Origin of the sequence: Roseivirga misakiensis, from assembly GCF_001747105.1 — a bacterium.
Taxonomy (GTDB): Bacteria; Bacteroidota; Bacteroidia; order Cytophagales; family Cyclobacteriaceae; genus Roseivirga; species Roseivirga misakiensis.
This window is the reverse complement of record NZ_MDGQ01000005.1, coordinates 733,489-751,043: the sequence shown is the minus strand read 5'-3', so window position 1 is coordinate 751,043 and position 17,555 is coordinate 733,489. Positions and strand designations below refer to the sequence as shown.

Below are 17,555 nucleotides of genomic sequence, written 5' to 3'. Positions count from 1 at the left end.
AACTCCCTGATTGCTCAGGAAACAAGAACTTACTATACGTTTTAAGGTACTTTTCAACCTGCCCTACCCCTCTAAATCAGTCCTTTCCCTTCCAGTGACGCTTGTAGTTTGGACTGGTTTTCCCAAAACCGATCCTTAATCTTTTCTACTGCTTCATCGAATGCCGTAATACCCCTCAAATTATTCATAATCGGGTCAACCTCTAGAAATACGAGGGTCCAGTATTGAAAACTATCCTCCTTTGCAAAGATATTAAGTTGTTCAATGACTCGGTCTATTTCTCCCTCATTAGCAAATTTCATCGCAAGGCTCATACTTTTGTAAATGGATTGGTCATTTTCACAGTACTCAGCGTAAGACTGGTAAAAACCAATTGACTCCTCAATCAGACCCATCTTTTCATAAACTTTACCAATCCAAATATCCGCCTGAGGATAAACATTCAGTCCATTTGTCTCTCTGGCAGTGACGAATTTTTCGAAATAGTAAAAGGCACTATCGTATTCTTCCTCGTAATAATAGAAGTTCGCCACTTCCTGTAAGATGTCTAATCGAGAAGTGTCTTTTTTCCATTCCTTTAATAGAGACTTTTGACCTTGTTGAAGATCGCGTTCCTTGGCATACATGATCAAGGCATTTAGATAAGGTGCAAAGTAGTTTTCTTGGAAGTGGTTAAGCGATTTATCGATGTATAAAATTGCCTCATTCACAAAACCATTTTGTATAAAAGCGTTTCCTAGGTTTAAATAGAGATAGCTTAAGGTAACGGAATCACTGGCGGCAACATCGAGCTGATTCCCTTTCAAGGCATACTCCAAATATTTACTGGAATTGGGAACGATTCTAAAATAGAAGTCTGCCAGCATTTGTATGGCAAAAGACGAATTGGGGTTATATTCTAGAGCCTTTTCAAGGTGTGGAAGGGCAAGTTCGTTTTCCTCTGTCTGTATATAATAAAAATACTTGGCGATCAAACTCTTGTCTGATTTTGAATCATATAGCAAGGCCTTATCCGCATAGCTGTTAATTTTTTCGGTATGCTTTTTCTCAATTCTAGTTCTTTCCAGAAGGTAATATGATATCGCGATGTTAGCGTATGCCAAAGCGAACTCAGGATCCTGTTCGAGCGCTTGTTCAAGTAATGCAATGGCTTGTCGAAGACCATCAGGCGTTTGTGAATTCAGAGGACCGAGTGCCCTTAGATAATAATCATAAGCCAGTAGGTTTTCGGTGGGTTTTTTCTCTAATAGTTCTAACTCCGAAGGAGTCACAATCACTTCTATAGAACTAACTATATTTCTGGCGACCTCATTCTGTAATTCAAAAACATCAACAAACTTCCGGTCATACTGCTCTGCCCATAGATGATTATCCGTTGTAGCTTCTATCAACTGGATGTTGAGTAGAATCTGGTCTCCAATCTTTTGACCACTGCCCTCCAGAATATAACCGACATTCATTTCTTTGGCTATTTCAGGAATTGTCTTCTCAGTATTTCTATATTTTTCCACGGAAGACCTGCTAATTACGCGTAAGTCTTTAATCTTTTGAAGGTTGTTCAGCATCGATTCCATGAGACCATTCACAAAATAAAGATTCGATGAATCACCACTATCGTTTTTGAATGGCAATACAGCAATAGACTTATCGTTCCAGGTTGCACTTGAATTTGTCCCCTGTTTCCCATTAAGTAATCCAAAGGAATAAGCAAGAATACTAATTAGTAGCACCGCGACAGCAACTGATGGCCATTTCAAATTCAGATTTCCTTTGGCATTTTTAGAATTCGGCACCTCAATATCACCTAGCAGATGATTAGAAACAGCATATACCTCAATGGGCTTTGTGATGTTTTTCAGTTTATGAACCCCCATAGATGCCGATATAAGGTCATCTTGATTTTTCACTTCGTCATACACCTTGTCGGAGATATAAACACTTCCTGCGTTGGCAAGTGATTCAATACGAGAAGCAATATTTACGCTATCTCCGATAATCTCTTCCTCAGTTACAATGATGTCGCCTGAATGTATTCCAACCCGAATGGGGACCTTCGGTTCCTCTCTAAATGCGAGCTGCATTTCTATGCCACATCTTACAGCATCAATTGCACTAGGAAATGTACTTAATGTCCCATCACCAAAATACTGTAGGATGCGTCCATTGTATTTTTTGGTGGTAGTGTCAAAAACCTCTCTGTGGCGTTCTCGATAAGCAACACCTTTCCTTTCATCCGTTTGCATGAGAGAAGTGTACCCCTTAATGTCAGTGAACATAATGGCGACCAACTGTCTGTTTCTGGTAGATGCCCCTCCCTGGTTTTTATCGCTCGCTCCTCTTCTACCTACCTCACCAGGTGGATATCCATAATATTCCCTGAAACATTTGATAAAATAGGAGGTACTTCCAAAGCCAACTTTATAGGAGACTTCCGACACGGTGAGAGAAGTCTGCCCAAGTATCTCCATGCTCTTCTCTACCCGAACCTTTCGAATGAACAGACTCGCTGAAAGCTGGGTTTGCTGTTTGATCTTTCTGAGAAGGTTTGAACGGCTTGTATTCATTGCCTCTGCCAATTCAGAGACACCAAATTGTTCATTAGAGATATTCTCTAGGATGATGGATTCCGCTTGATCAACAAAACTTTCGGTGTTATAAGATGCGCCTGACATAGCTTTAGGTGGTTCTAAACCGGTAAAATTTTAGTGCACCAACCCCACTTGTGTTTTCCATAATAGAGGGTATAATTTAACCATTTGCTCCATAATTTATACTTCAGCTCCATAGTTTTTATGACTTCCGCAAACTTTATGGATTTGGCTGTATAGCTCATAGGGCTCCCTTTCATTCATTCCTGACCTTTGTAAAAACTGTTAATCACACAGAACATTAAAAATTAAGATCATGAAAAATCTATTAATCATTCTTTTATTCTTTAGCACATTAGTCGTCAAAGCTCAAAAAACAAGCGTTGAAAAATCAACATTCGGAGTACAAACTGGGGTTTTAGGTATCTGGGCATATAATGAAGCAAAACTGTCAAACAACTTAGCACTTAGAACAGAGCTTGGTTTTGATTTTGGTATTTGGGAAACTACTTATTACGATGATTATGATTCCCCGTTCATTCTTACGCCTGTTATAGTTGTTGAGCCAAGGTTCTATTACAACCTCAAAAAACGTTCAGAAAATTCTCAACGAACTGACGGAAACAGCGGCAATTTTATTGCTCTAAAAACTAGTTATCATCCAGAATTGGCTCTTTTCAATACTGACGATGCTCCGGTGGTAAGTGATTTCGCCATTATACCTACTTGGGGAATTAGAAGAAATCTAGGAGACCATTTTAATTATGAAGCAGGTATTGGTGTAGGGTACAGTTACACATTTGCTGAACGTGCTGGTTATTCAAAGGACAAAGGTGAAATAGAATTGAATATGCACTTACGAATCGGATATAGTTTTTAGCATACGCAAAAACGATTTTTTATACATCCCAAGAGTTGATTGCAAGATTAGATTTTTGGCAACAATGCTCCTTAGCATTTAAGGTGCTAGACAGTAAGTGGAAAAACTACTTTCTTTTTGAGCTTAACATTAATACCGGCATGAACTTTTAAGGTTGCGTCTCGAAAACTCACTCAATTACTCATTATACAACTATTAAAATTATTGAAATGAAAAATTTATTATTTATTGTATTTACATTTTGTGCACTTCTCTCCTACGGTCAAAATGAGACCATTCAAATTGAAAGAAAAGGATTTATCATTGGCTTTGGGTTAGGCGGTGGTGTCATCAGTATATCTGATAGCGATCAAGAAGTACCTTTCGATGAAGCTCAATTCGGAGGTACTTTTCCTAATTTAAAATTTGGTTGGATGGTCAATGATCGCTTAGCGATTTTAGGAATGTATTCTGGAATGGGATATGAATACGAAGGCAAAGACAGAACTTTTGATGCATTTATGCCCTCTGTTCAATATTGGGTAAAAGATAGATGGTGGATTAATGCAGGTGCAGGATTGGCTATGGATTTTCCAGCATTCTATGAAGACAATATTGAGGATGAAGATTGGAATTTTGGCGGTGCTGTTTCCTTCAGTACAGGATATGAATTAGTTCAAAGGAGGAATTTCGCCTTAGATCTTCAAACACAACTGCAAATGGGCTGGACGAACATCAATAATAACTTAGACCGAGATGCAGTTTTACTTTCTTTCGGAATAGGGTTTAACTGGTACTAGAAAAGGGAAAGTGTTCTTGAATAAAATGGAGTGGCTATGGACCACTCCATATTTAGAGTAAGTCATCCACCCCTTCAAACCGTTTTACGAACTTAATTAGTTAGGAGCTTTACCATGAATACTGTTTTGAACATCAATTGTATTTTTTGTGCTTTAGCTTCTAGTTAGTATCACAACACAAGTCTTATGAGCAAGAAAAAAACTAAAAAGGTTCTCAAAGCCATATTCATTCTAGTCTCCATTGGGTCTCTGTTTTTTGTGCCTTGGCTTTTAGTAAAGGCGTGGATACTTCCACTACCTGATACCGTTCAAGAACAGTTGGATGAGGCCATCGGTCATGGATTCGAAGGCATGGTTGTCTTTATAGACCAAGCGGGGCAACCACCTCAATATTTAGCTTCAGGTTGGCATAATCGGGAATTAAAGATTCCTGCCAAGCCTGATGCCTTTTTTAAGATTGCCAGCATCAGCAAACTTTATGATGCAGTAGCTGTAACTAAATTGGTGAGTGCTGGAAGCCTGTCTCTAAACAAAACAATTGCTGACTACCTACCACAACTTATAGGCCGCATTGAAAATGCAGATAAAATCACACTGAGATTGATGATACAGCATAGAAGCGGTATACCTAACTTCACTGACACACCCAATTTCTGGGCATCTCCTACCGAGACTTATGAAGAAAGTCTGGCTTTGATCATCGATCAGCCGGCAAACTTTGAACCCGATGAAGATTACGAATACTGCAACACCAATTATCTATTGATCAATAAGATCATGGATGACGTACTAGGGTATAAAAACTTTCAGTTCATTCAAGAGGAAATTCTTACGCCTCTAAACCTTACTAATACATTTGCCTCCTTAAATGATGTCGATATAGAGAATGTAATGAGTGGCTATCATGTGGGGTACCCCTCTGATTTAAAGACAAACGATTATGGCATGCATGCCACAGCAGAAGACTTGGCAACCTTTATGCGTGCATTGAACGATGGGACACTGTTCGGGCCGGGAGAACAGGAAATTTATGCTTCGATATATGAGTTCAAACATGGAGGTTGGGTTCCTGGATATCAGAGTTTTGCAGAATATTACAAAGAACTTGACGCAGTAGTAATTGTGTTCTACAGCACCACCGATCCTGACCTCTATAATTGGAACTTATCCGAGATTATAAACAACAGAATTGTCAGAATACTGAGAAAGAAGAAGAGCAAGTAATTATCAATATCATTCAAAAGCCTAGCCGCCCGCATCTACTACGGCTATTACAAAGAAACGTTCTAGTTGATGCGTTAATCCAATAGGTCAATCAAGGCATTTATTTTCATCATTCTGAATGAAGTGAAACACAATGAAGAATCTGTCAATCATTATACGGGATTCTTCGTTCCACCTTGTTCCACTCAGAATGACGAAAAACCAATGATTTCCTGATTTGCTGTTTCCTACTTAACTTAAGGAAAGCTTCAACTGTATGCGCCATTTTCTGCTAGGCCTTTGCCTCCTCCTACCCTTGCACTCCTTTGCACAAGATGAAATAGAATACAATGAGTACTCCTATACCGAATTCTTTCAAATGATTGAAGATGAAGAGGACTCTGTTTTTACCTTGAGTAATGCCCTCATTAGAGCAAATCAGCGTGTGGACACAATGCATTTTGCCTTAGCTGAGAATCTCAGTCTTAATCTAGAAGCAGGAAACGTATCATCTATCATAGATAACTGGCCGCAAAGAGACTCTATATTCGTGCGAAAGCCCATAATACTGAACAATGTTCAATTCGTTACTGGTGCTCCGTCTGAAGACCAAAACAGTTCTGCATTCATACAATCTGGTTTGTATAAAGTACATTTTCTAGAACCAGTTGAGCTACAGAACTCTATCTCTATTCTACTCTATCAATCGACGTTTGAGAAGGGATTGACCATCTTAACGAATAATCCAAAGGAGGTAAACAAGGCTTACAACCCCTATAAACTAGAGGCTAGAGGTAATATCTCTTTTATCAATGTGGATTTCATGGTTGCTTCTTCCGAAATCAAAAAATCATTTCAAATCAATCAAGATTTTGAGGAATCGAATGATTACAATTTCATATTAAAAAATTCGAGTTTTCCCGCATTTGATGTCATGAAAAATATAACCCTTAGAAACATTAAGAATGTCGAGATCTCTTCAAATCAGTTCAAAAATCTGATTCTACGAGTTTGGGATTGTCATGTATACCTAGGCAAATCATCGATTGAAGGGGTAGCCGGAATGTCTTTTTACGAAGAAGGTAGGATCACAATACTCGATAATCATTTCAAGGACTATGTCATGTTATACAAAGCTAATAACCCAAAACTCGTCTTAAGTACCGACTGGGAACAATGGTTTGATAAATTTGTATTCAATGGCCATGCAATTTATGGGTCGCAAGAAACTAACTTCAATGATCTTAATAAAACCCTTGGCGAATTAGTATACGGCAGAAAAAGCATCTCGCTTTTCCAGGACTCTACAAGGGTTCAAAATCGAAGAGCGTATAATGAAACCACTAAGGATTTATCTCGGTTTTATAATGAATTCAAAGAAAACTACGATTCTGAGAACGCCAACTTAGTTTATAGAGAAATTAAGAATCTGGAAACTCAGCGGTTAGCCTATTTATACAAAACCGGCCCCACCTTTGACCGATATTTTACTAGGAAAATCAACCAATTTCTAAAAATCTTCTCGGCTTACGGCACCAAGCCTTCAAGGGCCATTATCTTCTCTGTTTATGTAATTTTGGCCTTTGCTCTGGTTTACCTCTTCTTCCCAAACTACTGGGATAGCCATGGTAAAAACCGGATCATGGATCGTTACCGCTTCTTTACTAAATACATGAAGCAAGATTCAGGCATGCATGAAGTCTATCTGGAAGAAAAGAGTCATGAGTTGATGGCCTCCGAAGATTTCAAGAGCTACATGTTGGAGTCTGAGAAAGGAGTTCCCAAATTCTTTATGGCTACAGCCCTACCCTTGTATCGTTGGTCGGTGGCAGGTACTCGAAGCTTCTCTTGGATACTCTCTAATGTGGATGTACTCAAAGGCAAATGGTCTGATACTGAAGATTCAAAAAAAGGAATCAAATCTATTCTTCTTATTATGGCTTTCCTGATTGCGCTAGCCTACGACATCTTCATTAAGATTCTCAATGCCCTAATGCTCAGCATTAATACCTTTACCACGCTCGGTTTTGGGGAAATCCCGATCAAAGGCCTACCACGTTACCTAGCCATTATTCAAGGTTTTATCGGCTGGTTCATGCTAACCATCTTCTCAGTCTCTTTAATTAGCCAATTATTGAATTAGAACGTCATTCTGAATGAAGTGAAACGCAATGAAGAATCTGTCAATTGATTTACGTGGATTCTTCGTTCTACTTTGTTCCAGTCAGGAAGTCACTGTTCTTATCACAGAACTATTTGATGACTTTTGCTTCGTTGATGATGAAGTTCATATGATCGATATTTTTGGCATTTAACTCCAGTTTACCTTGCACTTTTATAAAATCATCGATTTGTAAATCATCTGGGATTTTCTTCATCCTCACCTCTGCTACCGTTTCAGGCCCAGCCCCACCACAAAAGAAACATGAACTTAGCGGCATACCAGAAAGAATAAATGCCCCATCGATATCAAATGAAACATAAAAGCCTGAAAGTGTAATTGTTTTGCCATCTAAGGCCTTTAGTTCATTATTGAAAGTTGGTACATCGAAGTAAGAATCTATTTCTTCAAAGTAAGTTGGGGTAAAAACAACTTTCTTGAAAATATCCCACCCCTCTGGCTCATTGGTTGCAGGATTACCAAATAGCAGTAAGACCAATATTGCCGACTTATACTTCATAAAACCTTCTTGTGCTATTTAGAATTAGCGTCTAAAATGGCAACGGCAATTTACCCAATAATGTTATTGATACACAGCGCAGCCGTTTGATTTGGTTTCAAAAAAGGGGGCTCAATTCCTTTTGTGCTGTTAAAATTGTCTTAGAAAGGTCAACTTCGCAATAAACTGTTGTTCCTCAAATGGATTTTCCAATCCACTAATCTGGGTATTGTTAAACACCAAATAGATAAAAGATAAGGGTTGATACTCCCAACTCAACCTGACATTCCATCTACCCTGTTCATCAAAAGTATTGTATTGATAAAAAGTGGATAATTGAAGCCTCGGGTTTGCCGCGAATCGGGCACCAATGGTACTCAGATGAGTTTCGAGGCTTTCCTCTGCCGCTCCCAAATCACGTAATCGATTATACTCATAGTCATAGGTAAAAGCGATGCGCGGATCAGGCGCAATTCGAATACCAGTATTAACTGTTTGCCTTCTCCCGTTGTAAAACTCCCCCCATTCATAACCTCCACTAATCGACCATTTCTTAGATTGATCGGTATTGAACCGAACTTCGTGACGTGTATAATAGTAATCGTCTTGACCTATTTGAATCCCTAATGGGGCGAAATTAAAGTTGATATTTTGCCATGTAGGGAAAATTGAATAGGACAAGAAACTCCCATCCGTGAAATAGACCCAAACTGGAAATAACCAGAGGTTTGCCTGTTGAAAAGTTCCCGGATCACTGGCATCATGATAATAGTTAACAAACACACCTGGGTCCCACCGTCTAATCCATGGTAGTTTTTTAGGTCTTACAATCCAGTAACCTCCCGGATTGTGACGGATTACATCTGACTGTCGCACAAACCCCATGGCTGGATTATAATTTGGAGTAGTTATTTCTGTCGACCATCCCCAGTAAGAGTTATTGGCAGATCTTCCAGCAAACAACCTTCCCGCAAAACCAGCTTTACTTAATTCATGATCGATTGAAGTACTCGCTAAATAGTTGATGGACCAAATACTTGAGGGTCGAATCAAACCGTCTATTGTAATGGTGCTGTTATTCTGCTGGCTTAAACCCAATGCTTCAGAAGACTCATCCAATCGATGAGTAACCATTACCCCGATGTTATTCTCTCTACCATAATTTTTCAAATAACGCGCTACCGCAAAGTTTGCACCAGCGGAACTCTCAGTTTCGGCCTGATGCATGTACAAGCCTGCAATGGCCTTCTCTTCGTCTCTGAGCGTAAACCTTGCCCCAACATCGATTGGCGCCGTTGCTGAATTAAAATTTCCCTGTAAGCCGATCCTTCTGCTAAAAAAAGGTCTGATAGAGGTCTGTCTACCACCAGCCCATATACCTGAGTTCTCCAAGAAAAACTGTCGCCTTTCTGGAAAGAATATATTGAAACGCTCAAGGTTATTTACCGCTCTATCCACATCAGCTTGGGCAAAATCGGTATTAAAAGTTAGGTCTACCACCGTATTTGGGTTCACAGCCCATTTGACATCGCCGCCTAGTTTAAAATCACCACTGGTCTCACCATTACCACCCGCATTTTGCTCTTCGTACTGATAAAGCGAGTAGGGCTCTACCCTAACGTTGGCGCTAGGTTCTGGCAGTTCAAGCCCCGTCAGTTTAGCAGCATAAGTCATTCGAAATGGAGAAAAAGATTGCGGAATCGCTGGAAAAACGGTTTGTTCGTACTCTCTCCTCGCCAAACGATTAAAGGTTATTCCCCAAGACACATCTTCACCCGGAGCAACTGCATCGTAACGCAACGATTTAAAAGGGATGGCAAATTCGACAAAATACCCATCATCGGTTTGGCTGGTCCGAACAGACCAAAGGGCATTCCAATCATTATCAGTGACTTGATCATTAAAATTCTGAAGGTCTCTTTGGTTGCCGTAAGGCGTGGTTTGGAATGATACCGCAAACTGCTTTAAGTTTTGAGGATCGAGTTGTACACCGAAAACATCGTTTTCATTCCAATTGAAATCCCTCCTTAAGTCTTGCACTCTAATGCCCGCTCTCCCCAGTGAATCTTGACAAAAGGCACCAATATATAAGTTCTTCTCATCGAAAAGGACGCGCACACTCGTCTGGAACCGATAATCGCCACCTTGCCGAGGTTCCATTCGAAAAAACTCAGTAACGGCCTCGGCACGTTGCCAGTCTTGTTCGTCCAATTTCCCATCTATCTTTATGGGAGACATTGCTTTAATGGCTCTTATTTCTAATGGATTTTTCGGAGGCGGGAAATTGCCATCGTTTTCTTGTCCATCAGCCGAAAAAATCAAACCAATGCCTAAAATCAGGCATAGAAAAAATCGTTGCATCACGCTAGTTTATCGAAACGGATTGTTCGCTCTTCTTGTATAGGAGGCCAATCATGCTCAAGATCAGAGTAAACAAAAACAAAATAATCACCCCTGAAGCTGCGCTAGATTCTACTACGCCCTTATCAAACTCAAAATCAGGTAGCACTTCTAGATCGGATTTGACCAACATTTTATTCTTGAATACGAATGGTAGAAAATGATCTCTCCATTCAATGTTGAAAGTCTTTGTCTGATTCTGAAACTCCTTATAATGCGCCGCAGATGTGCCAGCCAGCCTAGTAGTACCGTTTTGGAATATCACCGCAGGACTGAGCAATCCCCAAGTGTTCACCCAGTTTTGTTGCTGATTTAGTTGCTTATCAAAAGCACTAATCAAAGGGTTTAAGGTCTTCTCTGTAATCTCTTGACTAGCGTAGAATCCTTGCCAGTAACCGTAAGCATTTTCACCCTCATTTCGGATCAGTTCGGGATGATTTCTTAAATACTCGTCCAATACCTTATCCTGTTCTTTACCCAGTTGTTTCTTAGTACTTCTAATTTCATTTAACAAGGCTACACGCGAAGGCATAGGGTAAATTGTATTAGCCATTTGATTGATTACCGTAGGCACTATCAGTACCAAAAGAATCCAGAGTGAGAGTAGTGAAACGGCATTTTTTGCAGAGGAAAAGCCAAAAACATTAACCAAAAATGTTAGAGCAAACCAAAATGCCATGTAGGCATAAGTAAGCCCAAAAAACTGGAGTAGATTCAGGTCGGGTTTTACCCCGATTGAAAGCATCGTGACCAACAATACAACTGTGATAACAACAACTAGCGCTAAGAACCGAACGATGAATCTTTGCAAAAGCCATAGTTTTATATTGATTGGATTAGAAGCCAACAGTCTGAATCTCCCAGTCTCAAGCTCTTGAGATTTTAGATTGTATGTAAAGGCAATGATTAATAATGGTATTAGATAGGACAGCACAAAATTCAAGTCAAAATTGCCGAAAAGTAATTGCACTGGATTATTTAATTCATTGAAACTCATTGTCGCTAAGTCCTCTCTCGAAGAAATATTGACTTGGTGAGTATATAGATCACTCTGGCCTATCACCAATTTACTCAGTGGTTCAGCAGGCATTATGGTCAAGCTACCAGTGGCTATAGAGTAATTCATAGGAGAAAGCCTGAAAGCTCTTGGATGTTCTTCTCCGTTTGCCAAAGCTGTCGCAATGACATCTACTCTTTCGACTTTTTCCAATTGGTTTTGTATAGCCTCGGTTAGGTTTGCTTGCCGCTTTTCGAACTGTTTCAACCCATTGTGTCCAGCATAAATACTAAGCCCTGTAATCACAACTGTTAACGAAACGAACCAATAGTTTCGACTCAAAAGCTTTATCTCATGTAAAATATTCTGAGTCAACATTTTACAAGCGGGTTGAAGAATAAAAAAGTAAACCGAAAGAAAGCACTAACCACAACGATAGTATGAGTAGATTGCTCTGCCCTGCTACTAACACCTGTTTAAAGTCTGGTGCTTCATAGGCAAAATCAGGCACTTCATTTAGAAGAGATGCATCAGCTTGATAATCCCACTCTCCTAGCTTAGAGTTTTCGGCAAAATTGGTATTCAAGATTCTTTGCATTTCTACCCTATGTTTTTCAGCCTTATCAGAAAAATTCCAATGCGTAGCGTAGTCGGTATTTGCTAATGCCATAGACATAAATCGGGTCGGCAGAAAAGGAGATAAAACGGCTAGTTTCCTATAGACTTTTGTTTGTGACTCGTAAATCTCTTTCAGGCGCTCATTGTGTTTGAAATACACTGCAGCCTCGTGTTCTTCTCCTTTTTGCATGCGTAATGCATCAAAGTTGAAAGGTAAATCTTCCAACTTCTCTACATTGTATTCCTTGAGTGTTTCCTCCTCTAGCTTTTTAGATGCTTCGTTCCATGGATCGTGACCATCAAGTCCTTTGCTTTTATCTTCTGCTACGGAAGCTTCAAATTCTACTCTCGTTGGGTAAGGGTAAATATCATTGGTATAACTGCTTGCAATTTTTGGTACTGCTAAACAGCCTACTATCCATATAGTTAAAAGTGAAACCATTGCAAGCCCCGAGCTTCTGGATATAGTGGAAATGAAAAGTGTAAGGCTATTCATAATCGCGAAATAAGCCAAGTACACCAGTAACATCGTAATCAAGAATGGCCACTCAACATTCTCGATGAATAAGGCAGAAATAATAAAAAGTATTGCAGTCAATACAGCGATCGGCATGAAATTGCCTATCCATTTACCAAATACTAGCTGCCAATTACTGACTCCTTGTGATTTGATAATCCTAAGCATTCCTCCTTCTTTTTCTCTCGTTACAGATCGATGCCCCATCACGATAATGAGCAAAGGAATAACGAAGAGCAGTATAAAGTCTGGCGTTAAATCACCAAACCTTGATAGACCTGTTTGGTCTGCCGCGGCTACCATATCAGCTTCGTTTCTCGAATGGGCTTCTAAAAAAATAGATACCCCGGTGTATTTCTCTACGCCAGGATCGATCAGGGATAGTGGAAACTGAGGCTTAAAAGCAAAAGTACCATAGTGTGCAGCATTGTGTGGGTTTGTAGCACCTTGGGCCAACCAAAGTGTTCTGGCATTTTCCGTAGCTTGTTTTCTCTCTATGTTTTTAGCCTCCCAATTTCTTTGGCTTATAAAAACAGCAACTGTACATAATAAAACTACTATGGCCAACATCCATTTAAATTGACCTGAACGGGCAGTTTCTCGAATTTCTTTTTTAGCTATATGAAATACCATGATTAGTTGTCCATATGGTGCAAATACAATTTTTCTAGCTCGCTGTGATCAATGTCTTTGGTAGACAATTGCTCTACTAATTTTCCCGACTTCATAATTCCGATATCGGTTCCGGTTTCTTTGGCTCTAAAGAGGTCATGAGTAGCCATAAGTGTTGCAACACCTTGATCGCTTAGTTTTATCAGCAATTCAGAAAACTCATTGCTCGCTTTTGGATCTAAACCCGATGTAGGTTCATCTAAGAGCAATGCTTTCGCTTTTTTGGCTAGGGCAATAGCAATCCCAACTTTTTGGCGCATTCCCTTTGAATACTTTTTAACACGCTGCGTGTGGGCTTCCTCTTGAAGTCCAGCGTCATTTAAAAAGGCAATTAACACCTCTTTTGGATACCGCTTTTTAGACAATCCAACAAAGTATTCAAGGTTTTCTAGCCCTGAAAGCTCACCGTACAGATTTAAGTTTTCAGGTATATAGGCGATGACCTCTTTCGTTTTCAGTGGGTCTTTTGCCACATCGATCATGTCGATAACTGCCTTACCTTCAGTTGGTGCTATAAAATTCAGGAAAAGGTTTATAGTTGTTGATTTGCCAGCACCGTTCGCTCCTAATAGGCAATAAATATCTCCTGCTTCTATAGACAGGTTTAGGTTATCGAGCGCTAGTGTCTCTTGATACCTTTTGGATAGGTTGACGGCGTGTAACATTCACTATTTATTTATGCAACAATGATGCAAGTAAGCATCTCTCCGTCATAATTGCAACAATGATGCAATTACGTTCAGTTTGATTTTAGGAATGGTGAATTGTTGATTTCACTGGTTCTATTTTTTCTTCCAGTAATCTGAAATAAGCGTGTAAACATCTATCTCACCATCAGTAAGTCGATAATTTGACTTTTTATTTAAATAATCCTTCAGGATGAAATCCGCCCGTTTGTAGATAGTAGAATCTACTTTTGTGGGTGTATAACCTTTCGGAATGGCGTAAGTGAAATAACCCTGGTCGCCTGCAGCCACTGGCATATGGAAAAAATCACGTTCAACAAATTTTCCTGACTTTTCAGTTGATAACGATGCATTGACGAAGAAGTCCACGGCATGTTCGGGATATCCAAATAAGTAACCATAGGCACGATAACGATCATTTTTTTCTTCGAACTCCAAAGCTGTCAAAATGGTGGCTGGATTGGAATTAGGGGTAAACCCCCATTGCCCAAAAAACTCAGCTTTACGGGTCATTAACTTCGATAATTGTTCGTGCTGACAAACAATGATTTGGAGGTTTCTTTTTCCCTCCCAAGTTTGCCTGAAAGGAATGAGCAAAAATGTGAGATCATCGGTAGAAAGCTCCTTTAAAACCTTATTCCAGCTATCCAATTCAGACAACGCCATTCTTACGGAATCTGATTCAAGATCAGCTATATTTCTGTCGCCATCTTTCATTTCTCCAGCCTTGGCTATCGGATATGAAAGGGCAAAACCGAGGCTACTGATAGGTTTAAGGGTATCCATTAAGGTGTAAAGCGCTTCATGCTCAAGGCCATAACCCAGTAAGTCATGTGCCATCTTTACCTCGCCTGGGGAGAGATTGGAAAGGTTCCAAAGCTTAGTTTTAGTACTATATCCAAGTTTACTTGATGTACTGCATGAAACTATGACCAATAAAAGAATGGCAAATAGTGTAAGCTTCTTCATATCAAAACTCCGTTTGAATCGGCCAGTTATCTACAAACTCTTTCCCTTCTTGCCAATCCATGATTTCTTCGACTGTACAAAGACACTGTTCTAGTTCAGATTGTATTTTAGGTTGATCTAAATTTTGACCTATGATCACGAGTTCGTTCTTGCGATCTCCAAAGAATTTACTCCAATCAGATTCAATTTGTGCTCTGTTTTCAACAAAAGACTCATAACGAGTTCGCTCTTCAAATGGCATAGAACACCACCAAACACCAGCCGAGTCAGTTCTTAATGAACCTCCAGCTTGCCCCCAAGTCAAGGCATGGTCGGGTCTAGACGCAATCCAGAACAAGCCCTTACTTCGAATAATATTAGTAGGCCACATAAGCGAAACATATTGCCAGAAACGCTCTGGATGGAAAGGGCGCTTATCACTGAATACAAAGGAGCTAATCCCGTACTCTTCAGTCTCTGGCGTATGTTCCGTTTCTAATTCTTTGATCCAATCCGCTAACTGCGACGTGGTTTCATAGTCGAAGCTTTCGGTTCCTAAAACCTTATTCAATGGTACCTTACCAAACTCAGATTCGATAACTTTCGCCCCAGGGTTCAAGCTTGATAGTATATCCTTGAGCAATTTTAAGTCAGACTGACTTACCAAATCTGTTTTGTTGATTAATATCACATTTGCAAACTCGACTTGATCCGTCAGTAAATCGACGATCGTACGACTATCCTCTGCCTCATCATTCATTTCTCGACTAACTAAGGTATCGGCAGAACCAAAGTCTTTCAAAAAGTTAAAGGCATCTATCACCGTCACCATTGTATCCAAACTACAGACATCTGAAAGATTGACTTCTAGCTCATCACTCTCAAACCAAAATGTCTGGGCTACAGGAAGTGGTTCTGAAATCCCAGTACTTTCTATCAATAAATACTCATACTTATTTTCTAATGCCAGCTTGGCCACTTCCTCAATGAGATCTTCCCGAAGTGTACAGCAAATACACCCGTTGCTCATCTCTACTAAGCGCTCATCGGTTCGGCTTAATGTATTCCCTTGCTTGACCAACTCGGCATCAATATTAACCTCGCTCATATCGTTTACGATTACAGCTACGCGCAATCCCTCCTTATTATGCAATACATGATTGAGCAAAGTAGTTTTACCGGCTCCTAAGAACCCAGATAAAACAGTAACTGGTAATTTTTTCATGGTCTAAGTAATGTTTGGATTTGTTTGAGCTGTTTAAGCAACTCTTCATGAACTGCGACAATCTCTGAGATACTTAGGGCTACATTCGGGTCACCATGATCATGGCCTTCATGACCTTCTAGTACTAAATCATAACCTGGTATAGCGAATAATCCCTCCTCTAGTGTATGGATAACTTCGAGCAAGCTATCTTTATGGTGATATTCAGCACCTTTCAATGAATCTGCTAATCGCTGCATCAAAGCAATTGCCTCCTGTTGGTTTTCGAAGGCCTGCTTCAACAGCTTTTTCTCTTCTTCATTCTTATGATTACAGGAAAACAATAAAACAATGACCAGCAACACGAAAAAACCCTTGCTCTTCATATCACTTAATGATTTTAGCGTCTTCTAGGATAAAATTCATGAAATCGATATTGGTACTATTAAGCTTTAATGTACCTGATACCTTCACAAACTGATCAATTACTATCCTCTTGGGGATTTCGGCCATTCTTATTTCAGCAACAGTCTCTGGGCCAGCTCCTCCACAAAAAAAGCACGAGCTGTATGGTAATGCTGACAACATAAACACTGAATCTAACTCCAGTGGAATATAAAAGCCCGACAGCGTAATTTCTGTATCTTCTAAATCGATGAGCTCTTTATTGAAGGTAGGCACATCAAAATTGGCATCTACTTCTTTGAAATATCTAGGCTTAAACGTGACTTTTTCAAATATCTCCCAGCCCTCTGGCTTTTGGTTAATTACCAAAACGCTCAAGGCTATAAGTAGGACAGCTTGAAGTGTTTTCACGTTGATTTCTTTTTAAGGTGCTTGTAATTCATAGCTTCAAGCGCAATTTTAGAGACAATCTTTATTATATGCAACAATGTTGCATATAATAAATCAATGTTCAACACAGCGCTCACACTTACCTTCCATTAACACAGGAATGTATTCTGCATTGTAGCTATTGAGTGCATTTAAATAGCTTTCTGGATATTCTGGTAAGCATATGACTTTGTCACAGGATTTACAATGGAGGTGCGGATGCTGACACTTATCCGTATGATCTACTCCCTTATAGAAATAGTAAGTCACTCCTTTACTATTCAGCACTTTTGAGACTATCCCCAATTCAACAAATGAATTGAGCGTTCTATAAATGGTAACGCGATCGACTTCAGTCAGGCTTGATTCTATTTCGGAAATGGAAAATGCCCTTTCTTTATTGGCAAGGAATTGTAGTGCCTTCACTCTAATAGTAGTAGCCCTACATTTGTACTTACCTAAAATCGTTTTGACTTCTTGTGTGTTCATGTACAAATAAGGGCTACTATCTAAATGATCGAATAACTTAAGTAACTAACCAAAACTACTTTATGATTAAGCTAAACATC

General features: G+C 39.6%; 15 protein-coding genes. 4 read left to right on the top strand and 11 right to left on the bottom strand.

From position 1 onward, the window contains the following. Window positions 1–71 precede the first annotated feature (71 nt). Window positions 72–2,672, bottom strand: a complete 2,601-nt coding sequence (locus tag BFP71_RS11040) for a helix-turn-helix domain-containing protein (RefSeq protein ID WP_069835528.1) — start codon at window positions 2,670–2,672, stop codon at window positions 72–74. 232 nt (window positions 2,673–2,904) lie between these two features. On the opposite strand from BFP71_RS11040, the gene BFP71_RS11035 reads away from it, so the two are divergent. From BFP71_RS11035 to BFP71_RS11020, 4 genes are all read left to right on the top strand, one after another. Continuing rightward, window positions 2,905–3,468, top strand: a complete 564-nt coding sequence (locus tag BFP71_RS11035; RefSeq protein WP_069835527.1) for a hypothetical protein — start codon at window positions 2,905–2,907, stop codon at window positions 3,466–3,468. Between the two features lie 209 nt (window positions 3,469–3,677). Continuing rightward, window positions 3,678–4,247: a hypothetical protein gene (locus tag BFP71_RS11030; RefSeq protein ID WP_069835526.1), complete on the top strand. Its 570-nt coding sequence runs from the start codon at window positions 3,678–3,680 to the stop codon at window positions 4,245–4,247. Between the two features lie 186 nt (window positions 4,248–4,433). Beyond that, on the top strand, window positions 4,434–5,471 hold the full coding sequence (locus tag BFP71_RS11025; protein ID WP_069835525.1) for a serine hydrolase domain-containing protein: 1,038 nt from the start codon (window positions 4,434–4,436) through the stop codon (window positions 5,469–5,471). A 256-nt stretch (window positions 5,472–5,727) separates the two neighbouring features. Continuing rightward, the gene (locus BFP71_RS11020; protein WP_141719740.1) at window positions 5,728–7,593 is read left to right on the top strand and encodes a potassium channel family protein; all 1,866 of its coding nucleotides are present in this window, start codon (window positions 5,728–5,730) and stop codon (window positions 7,591–7,593) included. 109 nt (window positions 7,594–7,702) lie between these two features. On the opposite strand, the gene BFP71_RS11015 is transcribed toward BFP71_RS11020, so the two are convergent. The 10 genes from BFP71_RS11015 to BFP71_RS10970 form a co-directional block, all read right to left on the bottom strand. Next, window positions 7,703–8,131 carry a hypothetical protein gene (locus BFP71_RS11015; protein ID WP_069835523.1) on the bottom strand — a complete coding sequence of 143 codons (429 nt, stop codon included), beginning with the start codon at window positions 8,129–8,131 and terminating at the stop codon, window positions 7,703–7,705. Between the two features lie 129 nt (window positions 8,132–8,260). Next, entirely contained in the window at window positions 8,261–10,471 is a 2,211-nt protein-coding gene (locus BFP71_RS11010) for a DUF5916 domain-containing protein (RefSeq protein ID WP_069835522.1), read from the bottom strand. Window positions 10,472–10,475: 4 nt separating this feature from the next. After that, entirely contained in the window at window positions 10,476–11,885 is a 1,410-nt protein-coding gene (locus tag BFP71_RS11005; protein WP_069835521.1) for a DUF3526 domain-containing protein, read from the bottom strand. Between the two features lies 1 nt (window position 11,886). Beyond that, window positions 11,887–13,275: an ABC transporter permease gene (locus BFP71_RS11000; RefSeq protein WP_069835520.1), complete on the bottom strand. Its 1,389-nt coding sequence runs from the start codon at window positions 13,273–13,275 to the stop codon at window positions 11,887–11,889. 2 nt (window positions 13,276–13,277) lie between these two features. Further along, entirely contained in the window at window positions 13,278–13,979 is a 702-nt protein-coding gene (locus BFP71_RS10995) for an ABC transporter ATP-binding protein (RefSeq protein ID WP_069835519.1), read from the bottom strand. 117 nt (window positions 13,980–14,096) lie between these two features. Then, window positions 14,097–14,969, bottom strand: coding sequence for a hypothetical protein (locus BFP71_RS10990; RefSeq protein WP_069835518.1), 873 nt, complete (start codon window positions 14,967–14,969; stop codon window positions 14,097–14,099). 1 nt (window position 14,970) lies between these two features. Next, complete coding sequence (locus BFP71_RS10985; RefSeq protein WP_069835517.1) at window positions 14,971–16,173, bottom strand: GTP-binding protein; 1,203 nt, start codon at window positions 16,171–16,173, stop codon at window positions 14,971–14,973. Next, window positions 16,170–16,538: a hypothetical protein gene (locus BFP71_RS10980; protein WP_069835516.1), complete on the bottom strand. Its 369-nt coding sequence runs from the start codon at window positions 16,536–16,538 to the stop codon at window positions 16,170–16,172. Before BFP71_RS10980 ends, BFP71_RS10985 begins: the two co-directional genes overlap by 4 nt. A 1-nt stretch (window position 16,539) precedes the next feature. Continuing rightward, window positions 16,540–16,968 (bottom strand): hypothetical protein, encoded by a 429-nt coding sequence (locus BFP71_RS10975; RefSeq protein ID WP_069835515.1) that lies wholly within the window; start codon window positions 16,966–16,968, stop codon window positions 16,540–16,542. A gap of 93 nt (window positions 16,969–17,061) precedes the next feature. Continuing rightward, a complete protein-coding gene (locus BFP71_RS10970; RefSeq protein WP_069835514.1) occupies window positions 17,062–17,475 on the bottom strand; it encodes a Fur family transcriptional regulator in 414 nt (137 codons plus the stop codon). Between the last annotated feature and the right edge of the window lie 80 nt (window positions 17,476–17,555).